Annotated in this window: 20 protein-coding genes, 1 tRNA gene and 2 rRNA genes (1 of these 23 cut by a window edge); 11 read left to right on the forward strand and 12 right to left on the reverse strand. The window is 34.9% G+C overall.

Going from position 1 to position 22,787, the window contains the following annotated elements:
- Window positions 1-2: 2 nt before the first annotated feature.
- From JRC48_RS09255 to JRC48_RS09280, 6 genes are read left to right on the forward strand one after another with little or no spacing between them, the layout of a single operon-like run.
- Window positions 3-1,091 (forward strand): ABC transporter ATP-binding protein, encoded by a 1,089-nt coding sequence (locus JRC48_RS09255; RefSeq protein ID WP_304941313.1) that lies wholly within the window; start codon window positions 3-5, stop codon window positions 1,089-1,091.
- Window positions 1,078-2,346, forward strand: coding sequence for an ABC transporter substrate-binding protein (locus JRC48_RS09260; protein ID WP_235069283.1), 1,269 nt, complete (start codon window positions 1,078-1,080; stop codon window positions 2,344-2,346). Before JRC48_RS09255 ends, JRC48_RS09260 begins: the two co-directional genes overlap by 14 nt.
- A complete protein-coding gene (locus tag JRC48_RS09265; RefSeq protein ID WP_235069284.1) occupies window positions 2,339-3,217 on the forward strand; it encodes a carbohydrate ABC transporter permease in 879 nt (292 codons plus the stop codon). The genes JRC48_RS09260 and JRC48_RS09265 overlap by 8 nt, the downstream gene beginning before the upstream one ends.
- Complete coding sequence (locus JRC48_RS09270; protein ID WP_235069285.1) at window positions 3,210-4,037, forward strand: carbohydrate ABC transporter permease; 828 nt, start codon at window positions 3,210-3,212, stop codon at window positions 4,035-4,037. The genes JRC48_RS09265 and JRC48_RS09270 overlap by 8 nt, the downstream gene beginning before the upstream one ends.
- Window positions 4,038-4,050: 13 nt before the next feature.
- On the forward strand, window positions 4,051-4,980 hold the full coding sequence (locus tag JRC48_RS09275) for a prenyltransferase (protein WP_235069286.1): 930 nt from the start codon (window positions 4,051-4,053) through the stop codon (window positions 4,978-4,980).
- A 10-nt stretch (window positions 4,981-4,990) separates the two neighbouring features.
- Window positions 4,991-5,824, forward strand: a complete 834-nt coding sequence (locus JRC48_RS09280; protein WP_235069287.1) for an ABC transporter substrate-binding protein — start codon at window positions 4,991-4,993, stop codon at window positions 5,822-5,824.
- 42 nt (window positions 5,825-5,866) lie between these two features.
- On the opposite strand, the gene JRC48_RS09285 is transcribed toward JRC48_RS09280, so the two are convergent.
- The 3 genes from JRC48_RS09285 to JRC48_RS09295 all read right to left on the reverse strand — a co-directional run bounded on the left by JRC48_RS09285 (window position 5,867) and on the right by JRC48_RS09295 (window position 8,464).
- Complete coding sequence (locus tag JRC48_RS09285; protein ID WP_235069288.1) at window positions 5,867-6,166, reverse strand: RNA-binding S4 domain-containing protein; 300 nt, start codon at window positions 6,164-6,166, stop codon at window positions 5,867-5,869.
- Between the two features lie 20 nt (window positions 6,167-6,186).
- The gene (locus JRC48_RS09290) at window positions 6,187-6,840 is read right to left on the reverse strand and encodes an SAM-dependent methyltransferase (RefSeq protein WP_235069289.1); all 654 of its coding nucleotides are present in this window, start codon (window positions 6,838-6,840) and stop codon (window positions 6,187-6,189) included.
- Between the two features lie 79 nt (window positions 6,841-6,919).
- On the reverse strand, window positions 6,920-8,464 hold the full coding sequence (locus JRC48_RS09295) for an oligosaccharide flippase family protein (RefSeq protein ID WP_235069290.1): 1,545 nt from the start codon (window positions 8,462-8,464) through the stop codon (window positions 6,920-6,922).
- A 218-nt stretch (window positions 8,465-8,682) separates the two neighbouring features.
- Here JRC48_RS09295 and JRC48_RS09300 point away from each other — a divergent pair, with 218 nt between their 5' ends.
- The 3 genes from JRC48_RS09300 (at window position 8,683) to JRC48_RS09310 (ending at window position 11,255) form a co-directional block, all read left to right on the forward strand.
- Window positions 8,683-9,921: an FAD-binding oxidoreductase gene (locus JRC48_RS09300; RefSeq protein WP_235069291.1), complete on the forward strand. Its 1,239-nt coding sequence runs from the start codon at window positions 8,683-8,685 to the stop codon at window positions 9,919-9,921.
- A gap of 205 nt (window positions 9,922-10,126) precedes the next feature.
- Window positions 10,127-10,558, forward strand: coding sequence for a hypothetical protein (locus JRC48_RS09305; RefSeq protein ID WP_235069292.1), 432 nt, complete (start codon window positions 10,127-10,129; stop codon window positions 10,556-10,558).
- Window positions 10,559-10,664: 106 nt separating this feature from the next.
- Entirely contained in the window at window positions 10,665-11,255 is a 591-nt protein-coding gene (locus tag JRC48_RS09310) for a GNAT family N-acetyltransferase (protein ID WP_235069293.1), read from the forward strand.
- A 17-nt stretch (window positions 11,256-11,272) separates the two neighbouring features.
- On the opposite strand, the gene JRC48_RS09315 is transcribed toward JRC48_RS09310, so the two are convergent.
- The 4 genes from JRC48_RS09315 to JRC48_RS09330 all read right to left on the reverse strand — a co-directional run bounded on the left by JRC48_RS09315 (window position 11,273) and on the right by JRC48_RS09330 (window position 16,361).
- Window positions 11,273-12,199, reverse strand: coding sequence for a dipeptidase (locus tag JRC48_RS09315; RefSeq protein WP_235069294.1), 927 nt, complete (start codon window positions 12,197-12,199; stop codon window positions 11,273-11,275).
- Between the two features lie 163 nt (window positions 12,200-12,362).
- Window positions 12,363-14,192 carry an ABC transporter ATP-binding protein gene (locus JRC48_RS09320; RefSeq protein WP_235069295.1) on the reverse strand — a complete coding sequence of 610 codons (1,830 nt, stop codon included), beginning with the start codon at window positions 14,190-14,192 and terminating at the stop codon, window positions 12,363-12,365.
- A 2-nt stretch (window positions 14,193-14,194) separates the two neighbouring features.
- On the reverse strand, window positions 14,195-15,919 hold the full coding sequence (locus JRC48_RS09325; RefSeq protein ID WP_235069296.1) for an ABC transporter ATP-binding protein: 1,725 nt from the start codon (window positions 15,917-15,919) through the stop codon (window positions 14,195-14,197).
- 13 nt (window positions 15,920-15,932) lie between these two features.
- Window positions 15,933-16,361 carry a MarR family winged helix-turn-helix transcriptional regulator gene (locus JRC48_RS09330; RefSeq protein WP_235069297.1) on the reverse strand — a complete coding sequence of 143 codons (429 nt, stop codon included), beginning with the start codon at window positions 16,359-16,361 and terminating at the stop codon, window positions 15,933-15,935.
- Between the two features lie 261 nt (window positions 16,362-16,622).
- Between JRC48_RS09330 and JRC48_RS09335 the strand changes: the two genes are divergently transcribed.
- Window positions 16,623-18,239: an IS1182 family transposase gene (locus JRC48_RS09335; RefSeq protein WP_235069298.1), complete on the forward strand. Its 1,617-nt coding sequence runs from the start codon at window positions 16,623-16,625 to the stop codon at window positions 18,237-18,239.
- Between the two features lie 185 nt (window positions 18,240-18,424).
- Here JRC48_RS09335 and JRC48_RS09340 read toward each other — a convergent pair whose 3' ends face one another.
- Both JRC48_RS09340 and JRC48_RS09345 read right to left on the reverse strand, forming a co-directional pair.
- On the reverse strand, window positions 18,425-19,804 hold the full coding sequence (locus JRC48_RS09340) for a YjiH family protein (RefSeq protein WP_235069299.1): 1,380 nt from the start codon (window positions 19,802-19,804) through the stop codon (window positions 18,425-18,427).
- Window positions 19,805-19,962: 158 nt separating this feature from the next.
- A complete protein-coding gene (locus tag JRC48_RS09345) occupies window positions 19,963-20,481 on the reverse strand; it encodes a GNAT family N-acetyltransferase (protein WP_235069300.1) in 519 nt (172 codons plus the stop codon).
- Between the two features lie 92 nt (window positions 20,482-20,573).
- Between JRC48_RS09345 and JRC48_RS09350 the strand changes: the two genes are divergently transcribed.
- Window positions 20,574-21,545, forward strand: coding sequence for a tocopherol cyclase family protein (locus tag JRC48_RS09350; protein ID WP_235069301.1), 972 nt, complete (start codon window positions 20,574-20,576; stop codon window positions 21,543-21,545).
- Window positions 21,546-21,686: 141 nt separating this feature from the next.
- On the opposite strand, the gene JRC48_RS09355 is transcribed toward JRC48_RS09350, so the two are convergent.
- From JRC48_RS09355 to JRC48_RS09365, 3 genes are all read right to left on the reverse strand, one after another.
- Window positions 21,687-21,760: transfer RNA gene (locus tag JRC48_RS09355), tRNA-Gly, on the reverse strand.
- Window positions 21,761-21,776: 16 nt separating this feature from the next.
- A 5S ribosomal RNA gene (gene rrf, locus JRC48_RS09360) occupies window positions 21,777-21,885 on the reverse strand.
- 51 nt (window positions 21,886-21,936) lie between these two features.
- A 23S ribosomal RNA gene (locus JRC48_RS09365) occupies window positions 21,937-22,787 on the reverse strand (it continues 2,040 nt past the right edge of the window).

Below are 22,787 nucleotides of genomic sequence, written 5' to 3' on the forward strand. Positions count from 1 at the left end.
GAGTGAATTATATTACATTCCACGACGTTTCAAAAACCTATACTCATCCTCATCAAGAAGTTATTAAAAATTTTAATCTAGAGATTAAAAAAGGTGAGTTTATTGTGATTGTTGGTCCTAGTGGAAGTGGAAAATCAACCTTACTAGAATTAATTTGTGGATTTGAAGCATTAACCAGCGGAACCATTTCAATCGATGGAACGATGATTAACGATGTTTTACCTAAAAATCGTGATGTTGCCATGGTCTTTCAAAATTATGCTTTACTTCCTCACTTAACAACGTATGAAAATATTGCATTTGGCATGAAAATTCGTAAATGCTCTAAAAAAGAAATTGAAGAGAAAGTACAGTGGGCAGCTAAAATTTTAAAACTAGAAGATTATTTACATATACTTCCTAAAAATCTATCTGGTGGACAGCGTCAACGCGTTGCCATTGCTCGTGCGATCGTCAGAGAACCTAAACTATTCTTAATGGACGAACCTCTTTCTAATCTAGATGCTAAATTACGTGATTCAACAGCAACAGAAATCACGAATCTTCATCGCCGATTAAATGCCACAACTATTTATGTGACTCACGATCAAACAGAAGCTTTGACTATGGCTGATCGAATGGTTATCTTACACGAAGGTAAGATTCAACAAATTGGAACTCCTATTGAAATCTACACAAAACCAAAAAATTTATTTGTGGCTACTTTTATTGGTAAACCTCAAATGAATCTATTTGATTTCGTGATAAAAAATGAAGACGCCCTTCTACTTAACGATGTGACGCTTCATTTAGGAGAATATCTAAACTCACTTTTACCAACTGAAGACTATCTTTTAGCCATTCGACCTGAGCACATTAAAGAAACGAATGATAAAAACGGAATTAAAACCACCATCAAAAAAGTCGAATACATGGGAAGCGATCAAATTCTTCACCTAGCTAAAGGAGAAGAACTCATCACCATGAAATGTTATAACAGCCAAGAATACAAAGAAGGTCAAGCCCTTCATATCACCTTTGATTTACACCATGCCCATGTTTTCAATAAAAACACACAAGAAAGGATCGAACCTAGTTATGAAAAAAATTAAAACTTTATTAGTGGCTGCTTCATTCCTATCATTAGCAGCTTGTCAATCTAAACCAGCGGTTGAAGGGGAAGGTAAAATTGGAGGAACTTTAACTGTCGTGACTTCTCGTACAGATGCAGACGAGTTATATGCAAGTATTGAAGAAGGGTTTAAAGCGAAATACCCAGAAGTTGAAGATATCATTTGGGAATCATCAGCAGATTACGATTCAGATATTATGAAACGTATGAATACTAAAAATTATGGAGATGTTTTATTTGTTCCATTTACAATGGCTGGAACACCAAGTGAGTATGAGAACTACTTCTATCCACTTGGAACAGTTGAAGAATTAGAAAAAACATATTTAGACGTAACAGAAGCTGTGTATAACGATACTGTCTATGGATTACCTGTTTCAATTAACATTTTAGGATTTGTTTATAACAATGATGTGTTACAAGCTGCAGGTATTGATTCAATGCCAACATCAACAGAAGGATTATTACAAACATGTGAACAAATCGAAACAAAAACAGGAGCAACTTGCTTCTATACAGACTACAATAAAAATTTAGGTGTTTGGGCAGGAGCCTTATCATCTTATGGTGAAAATTATAAAGAAGCAGCCTTAAACGGAAACGCCTTCGACGAAGGGCAACCTATTCGTGAAGTGATGGATTTATTCTATGCCCTAGCATCTAATGGATATATTGAAGAAGATCCTATCACTGGAGATTCTGCTCAATCTTATCAATTATTAGCAGATGGTAAAGTTGCAATGATCATGCGTGCATCTCAAGATTTAGCAGAGATTCAAGCTTTAAATGATTCAGAAGATAATATTAAGTTAGCACCGTTCCCAACAACATTAAATGGATCAACAAGTGTTCCTGTTGGTGCGCCTGGTGTTATTGGAATTAACAAAAACACTGAAAACTTAGCGACTGCAAAAGCCTTCTTAGAATACTTTATTTCATCTGAAAGTGGATACGCAGCTGATTTAAACGGAGTTCCTACCGTTATTGCTGAATTAAATGATGATCAACGTCAATTATTTGAAGAAGGAAATGTTGTTAAAACAGCTTCAACGGAATCTGCTGAGATTCAAGAACGTTATAGTGCGGTTGCAAATGAAGTTGGAATTGGTCGCTTAACGGATGTTTTACAAACAGTTATTAACATCGGATTATATCCAGAACAAAACATGAGCTATGAAGCCTATGTTAATCAATTACAAGATGCTTGGACACAAGCGTTAGCAAATCATGAATAATCAGTTTAAAAAAAAGGAACGAGTCCTCATCGGATTCTTCCTTTTTATTCCTTTATTATTACTAATTACGTTTGGAATTTTACCTATTATCGAAATTGTCTCATATAGTTTTACTTCATGGAATGGAATTAGTAGTTATAAAACATGGGTCGGTATTGATAACTATATTCAAGTGCTAACGACTCCAAAATACTTTGAACCCTTTATTAATAACCTGTATTATTTTGGATCAGGGCTGTTGCAAATTATTATTGCTCTTTATTTTGCGATTATTTTATCGTTTAATGTCAAACTTAAATCTTTCTTTAAAGCAAGTATTGTCTTTCCAACGTTAATCAGTGGTGTTGCTATTTCAATGATGTTTCGAATGTTTTATACTCCAGGTGGATCGTTCGATGTCATCTTAACAGCACTTGGACTTGAAAAATTCATTCACTTTTGGTTAGGCGATCCTCGTTTTGTGAATTTCACTCTAGCTGGAATCTCCCTTTGGCGACATACAGGTCTTCGATTTCTGATGTTTTATGGAGCTATTCAATCGATTCCAAAAGAATATTACAAAGTAGCTGATATTGAAGGCGCCAGTTTTATTCAAAAAGTAAGATTTATTATCTTACCTAATATTCAAACGGTACTTAAAATTAACCTAATTCTTTTGACAGTAGGAGCCATTACCGCTTTTGAAATTCCCATGATTATGACCAATGGTTCAAACGGAACAACCACTTTCTTACTTCAAACGATGAAAACCGCTTTTGAAAAAAAGCAACTAGGTTTAGCTGCTTCAATGGCAGTTATTATTACTCTTGTTTTAATTCTTTTAACAGCTATTCAAAAAAAATTATTTGGGAATGATGAACACGATGCTTAAAACATTCACTATTAAAACTTTGAAATATTTAACACTTATTGCTTGGGTCATCATTGTTTTTTTACCGATTTTAACGGTCATCTTTGGTTCATTTAAAACGTATGATGAATTTACTATCACGACAGGAATCACACTCCCACAGAACTTTTTAAACTTTGAAAATTACTATCTCGCTTTAACGAAAGGAAAGATGCTAACTGGTTTCATCAACACCTTTCTTTTAATTTTATTTGGAGTTACAGGTAGTATCTTTATTGGCTCAATGGTCGCTTATGTTATTAATCGATTTGATTTCAAATATAAAAAGCTAATTTTATTTATGTATCTTTTTGTGTCGATTGTTCCAATGGAAATTTCTCAAGTTTCGACATTTAAAATTATCGATGCTTTAGGATTATATAATACGCGTTTAGCACCTATTTTACTTTATTTAGGCGCTGACGTTTTAATGGTTTATCTTTACTTACAAGTTCTTGAAAAAATTCCAAAGGAAATCGATAAAGCAGCTATGCTAGAGGGAGCTAATTATTTTCAAATTTATAAACAAGTGATTTTCCCGCTTCTGAAACCTGCAACAGCAACTGTTGCGATGTTAAAAGTCATTTCTATTTATAATGATTTTTATATTCCTTATCTTTACATGCCTGGAGAAAATCTTCATACGATTTCAACAGCTTTATTTAATTTTATGGGACCTCATCGGATCGAATGGAATGTCATTTGTGCTGCTATTATTTTAAGCCTCGTCCCGATGCTTATTTTCTTTTTAATGTTACAAAAACACATCTACGCTGGACTCACAGCGGGAAGTATCAAATAAAGGGGAGACTCATATGACTCAAAAAAACTTTTTTAAGCGGTGCTATACCGTCATGGAAATTCGTACTGGTTTTGCTACAGGCTTACCCATTTTAAGTGGAGGCTTATTTGGAGCCTATTTAGTGGGACAATTAAAACTGATTCCATTAATATTAATGTTCATCACTGGCTTTTGCTTGAACATTGTTGCCAATGTTGCAAATGAAATTCGTGCTTATCTAGAAGATGAAGAAAATGAAGAAACGTTCACATATCACGCTGGAAGCGAAGGACTTGTTCGAGGAGATGCAACTTTTTTAGATAGCATCATCGTCTTACTTTTCTTTTTATTTATTAGTGCTGTCGCTGGATTAAGCCTCGTCTTTATCACTAAAAACTTTAACATTTTAGCAATTGGAATTTTAAGTGTGATTGCTGCCGTTTGTTATTCACTCGGACCAAAGCCTTACATTGTTTATCCTGTTGGAGAGCTCGTATCAGGTCTTTTTGTTGGTTCGATTAGTACAATTGTTTCAGCTTACTTGCAAACGGATCATCTGAATCTTTCTGTTATTTTATACTCTATAATTCCCATGATGATGACAGTATTTTTAATGTCAACCAATAACACATCAGACTTCTTAAAAGATATGGGAAAACGTGTTACATTACCTCATGTGATTGGATTTAGAAATTCAATTAAAATCATTATTCCTGAAGCTTTAATTATGATTGCTGCTTGGCTCATGCTTTATGTCATAGGAAGTATTACGCTTGTGATGCTTGTAACCGGACTTTTAATTTTTTATTATTATGGTTATGTGCGTTGGTACAAAGACTACTATCACATTCAAGATGTTTATCCTGAAATGGGGCGAGAGTGGGGACCACGTCCACTCTTATTGATCTATAGTTTTAACTTAATTTTATCAGTCGAGTTTTTCATTTATTTGTTACTTCAATAAGGAGAATCGTATGAATCAAATTAATTTACAACTTATTAAAAAAAATCCATTAACTCTTCAAGTTTTATTAGCTGAAAAATTAGGGCTATTTGCTAAACATCAAGTTACTGTTAACTTATCCACAACTGAAGATTTTACCTTTAACGGAAATAATCCATTCTTTAACGGAGAATCCGATGCCATGGTAGGTGATACAACGTTCTTTTTCTACATGCTTAAGCGTGGAAAAAAAGCAGTTATTACTTCAGACTTAACACGAACGATTCATTTAGTAGGAGGTCCCGAACTTCCCACTGATTTAACTCATCTCAAAATTGGAGCTAATCGTACAGGATTACTTCGCTTATTTTTAGAGAATGATTTAAAGGACATGATCCCTAATGCTGAGATTGTTTGGATTAATAATTCCTATGAGCGTCTTGAAGCTTTATCAAAAGGTGATATTGATGCTTTAGTTGCTATCGATCCGTTTGTTACCGATGTTTTAGAAGCGGGTGGACAGATCATCTGGAGTTTACGAAATAGTCATCATAACTTTGTGATGTGGGCGTTTGATGAAGAATTCTACCATCATAATCAAGAAGCTGTAGCTAACTTCTATCAAGCATTAGAAGAAACAACTGAAATCTTCAATACAGCTACACCAGAGCAAAGAGTTCAATATGCACGTGATTGTGATTACAATGAAAAATTAGCTCAACGTTTTGAATCGTTTACGTTTGAACCTCAATCTGTATATTCCGTAGAAGATTTTAATCTTTGCCAAGAATGGATGTATCGAAACGGTGAAATTGATAAACTGTATGATCCTAATACATGTATTGTCAATCCATTTAAAAAATAATACAAATCAACATAAGAAAAGAGGACCATCGGTCCTCTTTTCTTATTCAAAAATTTCAATTCCTGTTACTTCATCTAAAGCTGGTCGTTCGATACGCTCTTCCGAAATAATTTCATACATATAAGCTGCATCTTGTTTTTTCGTTGAATCTTTAATATCCGTCACGCGAACTTTTAAAATTTTATTTCCATAATATAAAGTTAACTCATCACCTAATTTAACACTAGAGCTTGATTTCGCGACTTTTCCATTAATCTCAATACGACCTTTATCAGCTACTTCTTTAGCTAACGTACGACGCTTGACTAAGCGTGACACTTTTAAATATTTATCTAAACGCATATTCAGTCCCCTTTCACTATTTAAGCTTTCATCGGCGGTACGTAAATCGTTGTTAAGTTATCTAATTTAAAATTATGATCTAATTCATATAATTTTACCCATTTTAATTCGGCTAGATGACTTCCCGCTGCCTTAACAATACAAACGTCATACTCATCGTCATAAACTTCCATTAAATCTAATTTTAAATTTGATGCAACTAATTGATCGAAAACTTGAGGAATAATTAAGTGTTGTTTCGGTGCAATCGCTTCATAATCAAAGTCTAAAGCATCCATAACTTGTAATCCCTCAATTGGATCAATTGCAAGTGCTGCAAACATCGGATCTAAAAAGCTTTGTCCACCAACAATCACAGCCTCTGTTTCTGCCATTAAACGTTTAACAGCATATTCGGCTACACACGGATGTCCTGGTGTTGCATAAATTAAATCACCTTTTTCAGCTTCTTTTTTTACTGTTTCAATAATTTCTTCATAAACAGCCTCAAACGTTTCATGTTTCATGTAAACATCGTCAAATGCACGATATTCAATATTATTTTGTTGTAAGAAATTAATCATCGGATGTTCTGCCGTTCTTAAAAATAACGGTAATCCTGATTTTAGTTTGGCTACCACACCTAACGTTAGCTGTGATTCATCTCCAGCTCCAAGTCCTACAATGTAAATCATCTAATGATGCCCCTTCCTATCTTAAACGTCAAACGATTATTCTTATTTATCTTGTTCATAAACTCATGGTTTATTCAGCTTATAACTTAGCGGGTTGTCTTTTTACAGCCTGCTTTTTGATAGACTTTTTTCGGCGTTTAGCACGCTTTGACGTCACTTGAGAAGTCATAAGAAAAATTCCCATTACTAACCCATAAACTAAAACTCCAGCTAAGATCTGAACAAGCAACGAACAAGCATGATATCCTCTCACATCTGCTGCTAATCCTGATAATAGGTTAGGCAGATAAGGCTCTATAAAGTCTAAGACTAACCATAACCACATCGTCGCAAAACTTACCTTTAGTAAATTAAAAAATGATTTTGAATACATCATCTTTCTAAACTGACATAAATTAATGAATGCCATCATTGCAAGTGATGCTACTGATGCAATGGCTGTCCCGCAAATTCCTAAACTTTCTGTTAATGGAGCTGTTAATAAAATTTTAATTAAAATTCCACCTAAAACAGAAATTAATAGCTTCGAGTATTGTTCTTCTTGTTGCATAATAGCAGTACATAAAAAGACAAATGGATAAAATAATACTTGAATCGTTAATAACTTTAATGCTTCAATTCCGTGAGAGTCTTTAAATAAAACAATATTTAACTCATCCACCACATTAAATAACCCTACACAAGCCGGTATAGATAAAGCAATGACAATAAATAAGGCCGTATTAAATATTTTTTTACGTTCTTTTACATCTCTTAAATCTGCCATTTGTGGAATAGTAGACGAAACAATAGCTGTCGTAAAGACCGTTGCTGTTTGAACAATCGGTAATCCTCTATCAAAACTTCCTTTAAGTGACATGGCTTCTAAAGAAGAGACACCACTATTGACAAGCGAATTAAAGACAAAGAAACTATCGATTAATTGAAACAAAATTAAAATTCCAGCACTTAAAAATAAATAAATACATTTTTTGAAAAAGTGTGGACGATAAGTCATCTTTAAGTAAATTTGTGGTTGATCATCTAATTTCCTAGATAATAAATAGCCAATGGCTAACAGTGGGCCACATAATCCACCCAAGTAAGCAAAATAAGCTAACTTATAAATACTTTGCCCTTGAAGTGTAAAAACGGCTATGATAATCGCAATGACTCGAACAAATTGTTCAATCGTTGATGAGTAACCAACAATATGAATCGTCTCCGCTCTCGTTTGAGCGACACCACGCCAATAAGAGATGATTGGAATTAATAAAAATGCTAAACCAACCATACGAATTGGCCAACTTAACTGCATATCACCCATTGCATAGGCAAAGAAATGACTTCCCATAAATAAGGCCGCGAATGAGATTAAACTAAATAACCATAACGAATTTTTAATGTATCGTTTAATATCTTCACTATAACGATGAGTTAATAATAACTCTGAAATGATTGTTGGTAATACGACTCCATTTAATGTTGTGTATATTCCGATCAATGGATAAACTTGTTGAAACACATATAAACCTTCATCACCAGAAAGGTTTTGATATGGTACTTTATACAATAAGCTTAATAACTTAACAAAAAAAGCCGTGATTGTTAAAATCATCGTCCCTTTCATCCAACCCGATTTCATACCTGAGCCTCCCTAGCTTTTCACTTTACTCAATATACTATTATATCATCAAAAATAAGAACGAATAAAAAAAGGTGAAATCAATTTACAAAAAAACTATTTTTTTCATTTTAACTCTTCTAAAATCCTTTTGATAAAAAAGATTAAAATATTTATAATAAGAAGGTTACACTAACATTTAACAAAAAAATATGCTTAGTACTTTTAGAGGTGATAATATGAGAATGACAGGCGATAGTCCACTTTGGGCTAAACACAACGTAGAAGGAACAACGAATCCTCCTCTAACACAAGATATAAAAACGGATATTGTTATCGTGGGTGGCGGTACAACAGGTGCACTTACAGCCCATTATTTCATGAAGCAAGGAATGAGCTGTGTATTGGTTGAAAAAGATAAAATTGCAAATCAATCGACTGCTGCTTCGACCGCTATTTTACAATATGAAGTTGATACCGGATTAAATCGATTAATGTCATTGGTTGGTGAACAACAAGCTCAACAGACTTTTCTTTTTAACTACCAAGCAGTCATGGAAATGAGTCAAATTGTCAAAGAAATTAATAGTAACTGCGACTTTGCCTTTAGACCTTGCTTCCTTTATACACAAGATCCACGTAAAGTAGATTACATGGCAGATGATTGTAAATCACGTCAGGCAATTGGAATCAACTGTGAATTATTTACTTCAGAAACCCATCAAGATGAATTTAGCTTTAACTTCGAAGCCGGTATTTACTCTCATTACGGAGCAGCCATTATTAATCCCGTTCAATTTACACGTGATTTAATTGAGTACAACATTAAAAAAGGTTTACAAGTTTTTGAAAATACGACAATTACAGACTACAACTTATCTTCAACTCAAAGTGTTCTAACAACAGATGCAGGATTTACAATTACAGCTAATCAGGTCATTATCTGTACGGGATATGATGCATTAGAATGGTTCAAACATGAAAAACCATTCTATACGTTAAGTCGTAGTTTTGCTATTTTAACTAAACCTGTGGAAAAGTTTCATGGATGGAAAGAAGAATGTATCATCCGTGATGACCAAGAACCTTACACTTACATTCGACCAACTTTAAGTAATTCAATCATTATTGGTGGAGAAGACTTAGCTGTGGATAATTTAGATGGTGAAGTCGCAAATATGGGTGATCGTCATCCATTAGCGCTACAACAATATCATCAACTATTACGTCGTATCCGTCATATGTTTCCTGAAATTGAGAATATTAAAACCGATTGTTGGTTTCATGGTCTATTTGTAGATACAAATGATGGACTTCCTTTCATTGGGAAACATCCTGATTATCCTGGAGCTTACTTCAACTTAGGTTACGGTTCAAACGGAATGCTTTACTCACTCATTGGTGCTAAGCTAATCTCTCAAGATGTCGCAGGAAAAAATCCAAAAGAACTAGAAATCTTTAAATTTAATCGTTACTAAAAGAGCGTTATTTTCGCTCTTTTTTTAATACTTTTCATTTGTGTTTCATATATTATAAACAACACTAATTTTTTAATCTCTCTCAATCATTTTTATTTAACAAATATAAACAATCACACCATTAGTCATTTCCTTTACCTAACAACAACTCTTTTACATTAAATTCGTTTAGTTATTTATAATGTTTAGAAAGGAGATGGCTTTCTTGGTACATGATGATTCTCATCAAAAAATAGAAAAACAAACTCTCGCTTATAAGCGAATGATTCGAAGTGTGATTTGTTTATTCATCTCATTCATTTGCTTATTTTTTGTTTATCTTACCCTTCATTCATCCACTGCCTCATCTAACATAACATTCATCCAAAATAGTAAACTCGAATCCTATACGGATGAAACAATAGGAAAAGCTTTGAATAGCTTTTTTTATCAACCGACTTGGCAAGTTCTAAACGATCAAACCATAATGTTTAGTGGTCAAGCCTACTGGGAAGAAGAAGAGGCAACATTTTCAATTCTTTTTTCTATTGATCCAACAGCTAATACCTTTGACATTAAGGAGTATAAAGTTAACGATACCGTTCAAACTTATGATGACTTTATACTCATGTTAGATACTATTTATCAAAAACGTTAATCGTATTAACTATTTCAACACAAAATAATTAACGAGAAAAGAGGGACGTAATCCCTCTTTTTATGTTATGATGAAACTAATTAAATCTAGAAGGAGCCTAAGTTTTATGAAGCTTGAAACCAAACATTTAATGCTATACCCTTTAACCGAAACTCTAATTGAACAAATTCTTAATAACAACGTCACAGAATTCTCAACAGACGAATGGTTAACTGAAGATAATCGAGTATTATTAACTTGGATGAAAGAAGAACTTTATCGCTTCCTCCCTCCTAAAATCGGATTTACCTCTTGGATTTTTATTGAAAAGAAAACAAATCAAGTAATTGGTGATGGAGGTTATAAAGGTAATCCTGATGCAGATGGCAAAGTAGAAATTGGTTATGAAATCATTGAATCTAAACGTCGTAAAGGCTATGCTACGGAAGCGATCGATGCTCTTCTCGACTGGGCCGTCACGCAGCCTGAAGTTAAATCAATTATTGCTAAGTGCCACAAAGAGAATGTCCCTTCTCAAAACTTACTTCAAAAATTACAATTTATGCTGGTTGATGAAGAGGATGAAATGGACATTTATCAAGTTTTTATTGATGAGCATCCTCTTTTTAAAGCTGCAAAATATGTCGTGACTGCTTTAACTTTAGTCTGTTTTATTGTCCCATTAACCAAAAAATTTATTAAGAAGAGAAAAAGCTAGTCATTTTGACTAGCTTTTTAATCTTTTAAAATATGATTAATCACTCGTTTAGCATTTCCATGCGTAATAGCATCAATTTCAGCACTATTGTAGTGTCGCTTGATTAATTCATCGATGACATTATTAGCAGAAGCGGCGCTTCGACAATCAATTAGATTCGAATCACTATCTTCTGAACCTAAGTAATTCATAAAATCAAAACCAAGTGCAATGTGGCGAGTTCCGACTAACTTTTTCATATAATCAATATGATCGACTAATGATTCAACATCAGGCTTCAATTGATTCGTGAAATGCTTAACAGCCGTCACTCCAATGACACCATCTAACGTGGCGATCTCTTTTATCTGATCGTCTGTTAAATTTCGTGGATGTGGTGTAAGTGAATAACAATTTGAATGCGAGGCAATAACAGGTGCTTTACTTATTGATAAAATATCATCAAACGTTTGAACACTAGCATGTGAAACATCAATAACCATTCCAAGCTCATTCATTTTACGAACAAGTTCACAGCCTAAAAGCGTCAGTCCTGAACCATCTTGACATCCAACTCCCGCTGCAAATTGATTTTTCTCGTTCCACGTTAACATCGCATGACGAAATCCTTTTTCGTATAGACACTCTAAATGTTTTATATCTTTAACAGGTGCTAGGCTCTCAAGCCCAAGAATGACATTTACTTTATGATCTGCCCAATCGCCTTTAGATAATACAACTTGTACATCGGGTGATTCTTCAAGTTCCTCTAAAATATAATTGATGATCTCATCAAAGTTATTATGTAATGTCTGATCTACATCAGTATAATACGTCCAAATTCCTCCTGTCACATTTCCTTCTAATAACTCAGGAATATGATAGGATTCTACCACCCCGCGTTGACCCCTTAATCGCTTATTTACAATATGATACAAAATATCCGTGTGCGTATCAAAAATCAAAGGTTTCTCCCCTCCTTATAAAAACAATCAGATTTTCATCTAATTACTACCTATTATAGACTAACTCTTCTTAAAAAAGAGCAACTAATGTCCGATTTTTTACGACAAATCTCGCAATAAAATGAGAAAAAAGCCTATGAGTTAATCATAGACTTTTTTCTAGTTATACTTCTTGATCTTGGTTAAATTGACTATTATATAAATCAGCATAGAATCCGTTTTGGGCCATTAATGTTTCATGATTTCCCGTTTCAATCACATCCCCATCTTTCATCACTAAGATAACATCCGCTTCACGAATCGTTGATAGACGATGCGCGATAACAAAACTTGTTCGACCTTTCATTAATTGCTTCATTGCATTTTGAATTTGTATTTCTGTACGGGTATCCACACTACTTGTTGCTTCATCTAAAATCATAATTTCAGGATCAGCTAATAGTGCACGAGCAATCGTTAATAACTGTTTTTGCCCTTGAGAAATATTTGAAACTTCCTCATTTAAAATCGTATCATAACCATCAGGTAAGACACGAATGAAATGGTCAGCGTGTGCTGCCTTAGCAGCAGCAATGATTTCTTCCTCTGTAGCATCTTCTTTACCGTAAGCAATATTATCACGAATCGTTCCATTAAATAACCACGTATCTTGTAAAACCATTCCAAACTGCTTGCGTAAATCCGCACGATCTCGTTTGGTAATATCTACACCATCTACTAAAATGCGGCCTTCATTGACTTCATAAAAACGAAGTAACAGATTCACTAATGTTGTTTTTCCTGCTCCAGTTGGACCAACGATCGCGACCATTTGACCAGGTTCCGCTTTAATGTTCATATCATTAATTAAAATGCGATCGTCACGGTAACCGAATTTTACGTGTTCAAATTCAACAGCACCTTGTCCATTTTCAATTTTAACGGGTTGACTTGGTTCAGGAACCACTTCTTCTTCGTCTAGTAGCTCAAAGACACGCTCAGCTGAGGCAACCGTTGACTGAATAATATTAGAAATCTGAGCTACTTGAGCAATTGGTTGAGTGAATTGGCGACTATATTGAATGAAAGCTTGAATATCCCCTACACTAATACGTCCCTTAGTAACTAAAATTCCACCTACAACTGCCACAACTACATATCCTAGATTTCCGATGAAGTTGATAATTGGCATAATTAATCCTGATAAGAACTGTGCCATCCATCCAACACCATAAAGTCTTTCGTTAATTTCATCGAATTCTTCGATTGCTTTTCTCTCGTGACCAAATGCTTTAACGACGTTGTGTCCTGTATACATTTCTTCAATATGACCATTTAATTCACCGAGTGTTTTTTGTTGGCTAATAAAATATTTTTGTGATCGTTTAATGACCATCATCATTAACACACCTGAAAAAGGAATAACAACTAAAGAAATTAATGTTAAAGTTGGACTAATCGTTAACATCAAGATCAACACCCCAATAATGGTTGTTACGGAAGTAATGACTTGAGTAATCGATTGTTGTAAGGTACTACTAATATTATCTACATCATTTGTAAAGCGACTCAGTAATTCACCGTGTGTATGTGAATCAAAAAATTTAAGAGGTAATTTAGCTAGTTTTTCATCAATCTCATAACGTAAATCATAAACAACTTTTTGTGAAATACCTGCCATCATAAACTGTTGTAAATAATTAAATGCGGCGCTGATGACATATAGGATAATTAAAATAACAACAATGTTCCAAATATAATTAAAATCAATTGGAGAAGGCGTCATATTCCCCTGAATTCTTTCTAACATTGGGCGAAATAATTCATCTGTGATTTTTGCCATAATTTTAGGAGAGATGATTGAAAAAATAACACTAGTGATTGCAGCAACGATCACAACACTTAAACCAACACGATAAGGTTTTAAGTATCGACTTAAGCGAATTAATGTTCCTTTAAAATCTTTTGCTTTTTCACCACTTGTACGTGGTCCACGTCCCATAGGTCCAGCCATAATTATTCCTCCTCTCCTTTTTTAAATTGTGATTCAACAATCTGTTGATAAATTTCATTCGTTTTTAATAATTCATCATGAGTCCCACAACCAACGACACGACCTTCATTCATAACTAAGATACGTGTCGCATCCATAACCGTGCTCACACGTTGAGCAACAATAATAACTGTTGCATCTTTCGTTTCCTCTTTTAAAGCAGCACGTAATTTAGCATCTGTTTTAAAGTCAAGCGCTGAGAAACTATCATCAAATAAATAAATCTCTGGTTTACGAACAATAGCTCGTGCGATAGATAAACGCTGTTTCTGTCCACCTGATACATTTGTTCCCCCTTGTGAAATAGGCGATTCAATTCCATCTTTCATTTTAGAGACAAAATCTGTAGCCTGAGCTACATCAAGCGCATGTAAAATTTCTTCATCCGTTGCTTCTTCTTTTCCGTATAAAAGGTTTTCTTTAATAGTTCCTGAAAATAAAATAGCTTTTTGTGGAACATAGCCGATTTTCGAGCGAAGTTCTTGTTGATTCATATCGCGTACATTCACTCCATCAACTAATACTTCACCTTCAGCGGCATCATAAAAGCGTGGAATCATATTTAAAATGGATGATTTACCTGATCCAGTTCCACCAATAATGGCAGTAATTTCTCCTGGTTTAGCAACAAATGAAATATCCGTAATGGCATATTCTTCTGCACCTTCATATCCAAAGGAAACATTTTTAAATTCAACATGCCCTTTTAAACGTGATTGAACAGCTTGTTCAGGCTCTTGAATGGGTGATTGCATATCTAATACTTCATTAATACGTACCGCTGACGCTTGTGCACGTGGAATTAACACAAACATCATCGTTAACATTAATAACGAGAACATTACTTGTGTTAAATACTGAATAAAGGCCATTAAATCTCCTACCATTAAGTCCCCTTCATTGATACGAATCCCACCAAACCAAATGACAGAAATAATAGATAGGTTTAAGATTAACATCATGAGTGGCATTAAAGCTCCCATTAATCGGTTAGCAACCGTTGCAACACGTGAAACTTCCATACTTGCTTGATTAAATCGAGCTTGTTCAGACTTAACTTTATTAAAGACACGAATTACTCGAATTCCGGTTAAATTCTCACGAACAACTAAATTTAACTTATCAATTTTCTTTTGCATTTTTTTAAACATTGGCATTGTAAATCTAGCGATGGTCAAGATAGCAACGACGATAATCGGAATAACGATTAAGATCACTTTAGATAATTCAACGTCTTTTCGAAGCGCCATAATTAAAGCTCCTACAATCATAAGTGGCGCACTTAACATCATGCGCATAATCATAATAATAACCATCTGCACCTGATTAATATCATTTGTCGTACGAGTAATTAATGACGCTGTTCCAACTTCATTGATTTCCGTTAATGAAAAAGATTCAACTTTTTCAAACACTTTTTTTCTTAAATCACGACTAAATCCCATTCCTACTCGCGCTGAAAGAAAGCTACTTCCGATTGTACAAGCTGTTCCCAGTAAAGCAACGAGTAACATCATTCCACCACGTCCAAGGATATAAGGAATATCTCCTTTTACAATTCCTGTATCCACAATGTCTGACATTAAATCAGGTAACGATAAATCAGTCATGGTAGAAATAAAAACTAATCCAAGCACACCAACGACTGAAAGCCAATAAGGCTTCAATCCTTTAAATAACTTTAACATCTCTATACCTCCCTTAATCTTTAAAATTTTCAGTTAACTTGGTTAAGATATATTTAGCTTGTGTTAACTCATCTTCTGTAAAGTTACCAAATCCCTGAACACTTAATTCTTGAAAAACTTGATTAACGATCCTAGCTTGATCCTTGCCTTTATCCGTTAAGTAAACATGCGTGACCCGCTGATCTTCTAAACTACGTTTTCGTTTAATGATCGCATCACGTTCCATACGCTTTAACATCGCACTAACGGTAGCAGGTGTCACACACATTTTATTAGCAAGCTCTACTTGAGTTAATCCATCACACTTAGATAAAATATGAACAATTCCAGGCTGTGCCCGACATAAACCATGTTCCTCTAACCTTCGCTGAACTGTTAACATCTGATTTTTCATCAAATGGCCTAACAAAACAGATAATTCATTGATTCGTTGACTATCCATCTTATTTCACCTCTCTTCAATCTAGAACTATCATATGCTATTAAAGATAGTTAGTCAACTAACTATTAGCTAACTAATTAATTTTTCATCATTCTTTTACAACTCATGAATCTAGCTTTAGTTTCAAACAAGATGACCAGAATTAATCACCGAAAATAAAAAAAGGGGGCTGTCTCAAAATAGATGGCCCTTGAATTAAAAATCTAAAAGATACAAAAAAAGGCAGTCCCATTCGGGACTGCTTTTTTGTATACTTTTTTTATGCGTAATCAAGAAAATATACATCAAGATTATACAACTTATTCAGCTGGATATCAACTCTCTTTAACGATGGATATTCAAGTTTATATTCCACCTCATGATCCTGTACGTTTGCTTAATCAATTATTGGAGGGATTAGATTATAAAAAATTATTAAGCACTTACTCTGATAAAGGGGGAAATTCTGTCGTACCACCGGTGATCATGTTTAAGATTTTAATTTACGCGTATATGAATCGCTCTTTTTCTTCACGAGAAATTCAGCGACTTTGTCAACGGGATATTCATTTTATCTGGTTATTAAATGGATATCCAGCGCCTAGCCATCATACGATTAATCGATTTAGAAAACATCATTTAAGCGATGGTGTCATGGAAGATTTATTTGATCAATTCATTGAGCGTCTTCACACCTTAGATGAAATTCATTTTAAAAACCTATTTATTGATGGAACAAAAATTGAAGCCAATGCCAATCGCTATTCGTTTATTTGGTTAAAATCAGTGACTAAAAATGAAGCGAAGCTCCAGGTCAAAATAGAAAAACTCCTTCAACAAGTGAATGACAGCTATCTCACTTCCTATTCATTTGATGTTAAGAATCCATTACCTGTGTTAGAGGCTTGTTTATTGAATTTAAAAGAAAAAGTCATCGAGCAATCTCTTGAATTTGTTTATGGGAAAGGGAAGCGAAAAACAGAGCTTCAACGTCAGATTGAAACACTTGAAGCATTCATAGAGAAACAAATCATTTACTTGGACTATCAAAAAATGATCGGTTCAACCCGCTCAAGTTGTTCAAAAACAGATCCGGATGCCACCTTCATGCGAATGAAAGAAGATCACATGAAAAATGGGCAACTCAAACCTGGGTATAATGTCCAGATTGGAGTTGAGGCCGAGTATATCGTAGGTGTGGGCGTTTTTCAGTCAGCTAACGATGTCCCCACACTCATTCCATTTTTAGATTCCCTGAAAGGTCGGCTTTCCAGAACGTTTAAACAAATCATTGCGGATGCTGGATATGAAAGTGAAGAAAATTATGCTTATTTGAAGGAAAACCATCAAAAAGGTTTCATTAAGCCCCTCAACTATGAAACCTCAAAAACAAGAAAATATAAAGCTCAACTGGGGAAACGAGAAAACATGACGTACGATGAACTCAACGATACCTATACGTGCGCAAATGGCAGAACGTTAAAACCGATCGAAGTTAAAATTCGAGAAAGTCAGACCGGTTATCGAAAAGAAGTCACGATTTATGAATGTGAAACCTGCCAAGATTGTCCTTTGCGTTTAAAATGTACAAAAGCGAAAGAAGGAAACTCAAAACGATTGGAAGTGTCTAAAAAAATGCTTTCGCTAAGAACAGAGTCACTTAAAAATATCCAAAGTGAAGAAGGGATTCTGTTAAGAAAGAATCGTTCGATTCAAGTCGAAGGTGCTTTTGGCGTGTTAAAACAAGATTACGGCTTCAGAAAATTTTTAACCCGTGGAAAAATTCAGGTCACAGTCGAACTATTGCTTCTATGTTTTGGATATAATGTGCAAAAATTACATAACAAAATTCAAAGCCATCGTTGCGGACAACAACTTCATCCAGGGAAAGTGGCTTAAAAAATCAGAATAGACTGTCATTTTGAAGGAAAGAAACGTCCTTCTTTTCGTCGTGCTTAAAATTAAGTCTAACCCATAAAATTAAATTTACAGACTGATTTTTTTACGATGAATAGCCAAAAAAAGGAGCATGTCGCTCCATGACTATAAAATTTTAGTCATTTTGATACAGCCCCCTTTTTAGTTTAAAAAATTAAATGAGCAATAGCCGCAATGACTGGTAACGTGATTAATGTTCGCTCAATAAAAATAATGAATAATTCTTTTAAATTCACTGGGATTTTAGAAGCTAGTAATAAGGCTCCTACTTCTGATAAATAAATTAATTGTGACACAGATACTGCAGCAATCACAAATCGAGTTAATTCACTTTCGATGCCTGAAGCTAAGACAGATGGCAATAACATATCAGCAAATCCAGCTACTAATGTTTGTGAAGCAGCTAAAGCTTCAGGAATTTGCAGTAACATTAAAATCGGTAAAAATGGTAATCCTAAAATCTTAAAAATAGGCGTATATTCTGCAACAACTAAAGCTATCGTTCCAACAGCCATAACAATCGGAATAACAGCTAGCCACATATCTAATACATTCTTAAAGCCATCGACGAATAAAACCTTCATTATATCCTGTGATTTAGCTTTTTTAACGGCTTGATCAAGTCCATGAGAAAAATTATGACCACCTTGTAGTGTTTCATCCTCATCTACTTTTGATGTTCCATCAAAAAACGTATCTTCTTTTTTAGATAATGGAGGAAGTTTCGGTAATATAACAGCTGCTACTAAACTCGCAATCGTCATGGTGAAATAAAATGGAACAAACATATGCCCTAAACCAACAGTATTGATGACAACTAAGCTAAACGTAATAGAAACTAACGAGAACGTTGTTCCGATAACTGAGGCTTCACGCTTTGTATAAAAGCCTTCTTCATATTGCTTACTCGTTAACAATACTCCAATTGTTCCATCGCCTAACCACGAAGCAATACAGTCGATAGCAGAACGTCCAGGAAGATTAAAAACTGGACGCATAATCTTTGATAACAACGTTCCAACAAACTCTAATAGTCCAAAATTTAATAAAAGTGGCAGAAATAATCCTGCGAATAAAAACACAGAAAAAAGAATAGGCAGCAAATCATATAAAACAAGTCCACCCGTTTCTAATGAAAAAATAGCTTCAAACCCTACTTCATAAAGGGTCATCACCACGAAAATAGCGGCTAATAAACGGATGACAAACCAAACAGGTGTGACCGTAAATAAATTATTTAAAAACTCATTTTGAACAATAAATTTAGGTTTTAAAAGCTTTGTCACAATTGATCCGATAGCGGTCGTCATGACCAGACCTAATATAATAGTTGGCAATACCTCTGCTAAACTTTCTCGCACCCATTCAGAGAGTAAAGCAATTGGAATTGTAATTTGTCCTTGATGAGAGATTGGCATCATAAACAAAACAACACCGATTAAAGAAGGAATTAAGAATTTTAAAATGTCCTTTAGTTGATACGAGCTACACGAGCCTTTTTGTTGTAATTTATTTTTTTGTTTCATCATTTATACCATCCTTATAAATAAATTTTATCGCTGATTTTATAAGTATACTTTCTCCTATAAAACTTATCAATCTTTTAATGACAATATTCAATCTTTTTCAACAAAAAAGAAGACTAGTCTTTATAGCTGTTAGTCTTCTTTTATAGAGTTTAATTTTAAATCATGAAATTTGGATCAACAAGATAGACTTTTTCATTAAGTACACGACGATAAGCTTGCTGTTGTTCTTCAGTTAATGCTCCTAGTGAAGACATAATTTTTAGCTCTACCATACCTGTTGTAGGATTTAATGGCGCTTGAAAATGCTCATAAGGATTGAATGTAAAACCTAAACGTTCATAAAAACGAATTCTTCTTTTCGTTATTTCATCAGTCGGTGGCTCTACTTCTAAAATAACTTGACGACCATTGGCTTCTTTTAAGATAGCCTGAACAAGTTTTGTTCCAATTCCTAATCCTCTTGCTGATGGCTTACAAGCTAAGTTTTCAATGTATAAAAAGTCATCAAAAATATAGTAAGCACAAATACCTAATAATTGTCCTTCTTGCTCATATGTCTCTATATAATAATCTTCTCGACTTAATAATTCTTTTTGTCCTTCATAACTTCTAATTTCCTCCATTGGAAATGAATCAACCATTATTTTATAAACTGAATCAAATAATGAATTCAAAATATCACCCTCTGTATAACAAATATTGATATTGCACATAATAACACGAAATATTCACTTTTACAAGAAACTTAATATATGGAGGGCTAATAATGAAAATAAACCCTGATTTATATCATGGCCACGATCAGTATACTAATTTTTTTGAAGGTTGGTATTTTAAAATCGTTGATGCGACTGCAACCTATGCTTTAGCACTTATTCCCGGAATCGCTAGAAGTGAAGATGCCAAAGAACATCATAGCTTTATTCAAGTAGTTAACTTAGTTAATCATACATACAATTACTATCGTTTTAATGTTAATGACTTTTATTCCAATAATCATCATTTGAAATTAAACATTGGAATCAATGAATTTAGCTTTAATAAGATTGTTGTTAATCTTGAAGATTTAAATGGTGTATTATATTTAGGAACTCCTAAAAAATGGCCAGACTCAAAGCTTAATCCAGGAAGTATGGGGTTTTATAATTACTTACCTTTTATGGAATGTTACAGTCAAGTATGTGCAATTGATGGAGAGATCGAAGAAGGGCATTTAAAGATTGGTGAACAGGTTATTGATTTTAGTAACGGAAAATACTATATAGAAAAAAATTGGGGAAAAAGTTTTCCTACTTCATGGATTTGGATACAAAGTAACAGCTTTGCTGATCATCGTGCAACTGTCACTTGTTCACTTGGAATTGTTCCCTTTCCTATTCTTAAAGAATTTCGTGGTTTTTTAATTGGAGTTACTGTTGACGATAAATTTTATTCATTTACAACTATGAATCGTAGTAAAATTAACATTCAAGTTTGTGATCGCGATATTATTTTATGTGCGACTCATCAACATCTTCAACTCATACTCAAAACAAAAACTAAACCGGAAGATTTTGTTGAATGTTTTGGTCCACAAAACGGAAAGATGTCACCTTTATTAGAGGAGACTCTAAAAGGTGAAGTAGAAATGACATTGATGGACGTTAAGAAAAATATTCTCATCTATCACGGAATTGGAAAAGCCTGTGGAATCGAATATGGTGGAGATATTTCTAGATTACTTGATGAAAATAAGTAATCTAGAACTAACATGAAAAAGCACTAGAGTGATCTTAGTGCTTTTTTGTTTATTCTTAAACTTATCCACAATTTCATTTTTGGCTTTTTATTTTGTAAAAGAAAACAAAAAAAAGCACCCTTGCGGTGCATTATCATCAATTGGAGCGGGTGAAGAGAATCGAACTCTCACAGTCAGCTTGGAAGGCTGAAGTTCTACCATTAAACTACACCCGCAGGTATTTAATGAAAGGCCCAGCGACGTCCTACTCTCGCACTTGCGTACTACCCTCGGCGCTAAGGAGCTTAACTTCTGTGTTCGGTATGGGAACAGGTGTGCCCTCCTTGCCATCATCACTAGACCTCTGAAAGATTCGTTAATCTTCCAAAACTAGATATCTTCTTCAGTTTCGTTGGTTAAGTCCTCGATCGATTAGTATCAGTCCGCTCCATGTGTCACCACACTTCCACTCCTGACCTATCCACCTCGTCGTCTTCAAGGGATCTTACTTCTTTCGAATGGGAAATCTCATCTTGAGGGGGGCTTCACGCTTAGATGCTTTCAGCGTTTATCCCGTCCACACGTAGCTACCCAGCGATGCTCCTGGCAGAACAACTGGTACACCAGCGGTGTGTCCATCCCGGTCCTCTCGTACTAAGGACAGCTCCTCTCAAATTTCCTACGCCCACGACGGATAGGGACCGAACTGTCTCACGACGTTCTGAACCCAGCTCGCGTACCGCTTTAATGGGCGAACAGCCCAACCCTTGGGACCGACTACAGCCCCAGGATGCGATGAGCCGACATCGAGGTGCCAAACCTCCCCGTCGATGTGAACTCTTGGGGGAGATCAGCCTGTTATCCCCGGGGTAGCTTTTATCCGTTGAGCGACGGCCCTTCCATTCGGTACCGCCGGATCACTAAGCCCGACTTTCGTCCCTGCTCGACTTGTAGGTCTCGCAGTCAAGCTCCCTTCTGCCTTTACACTCTTCGAATGATTTCCAACCATTCTGAGGGAACCTTTGGGCGCCTCCGTTACTCTTTGGGAGGCGACCGCCCCAGTCAAACTGCCCACCTGACACTGTTCCCTGACCCGATGAGGGCCACGGGTTAGAACCCCAGTAACACAAGGGTAGTATCCCAACAGCGACTCCACCAAGACTGGCGTCCTGGTTTCTTCGTCTCCTACCTATCCTGTACATGTGCCACCAGTGCTCAATATCAAGCTACAGTAAAGCTCCACGGGGTCTTTCCGTCCTGTCG

The sequence above is a fragment of the Turicibacter sp. TJ11 genome, assembly GCF_021497505.1.
Lineage (GTDB): Bacteria > Bacillota_I > Bacilli_A > MOL361 > Turicibacteraceae > Turicibacter.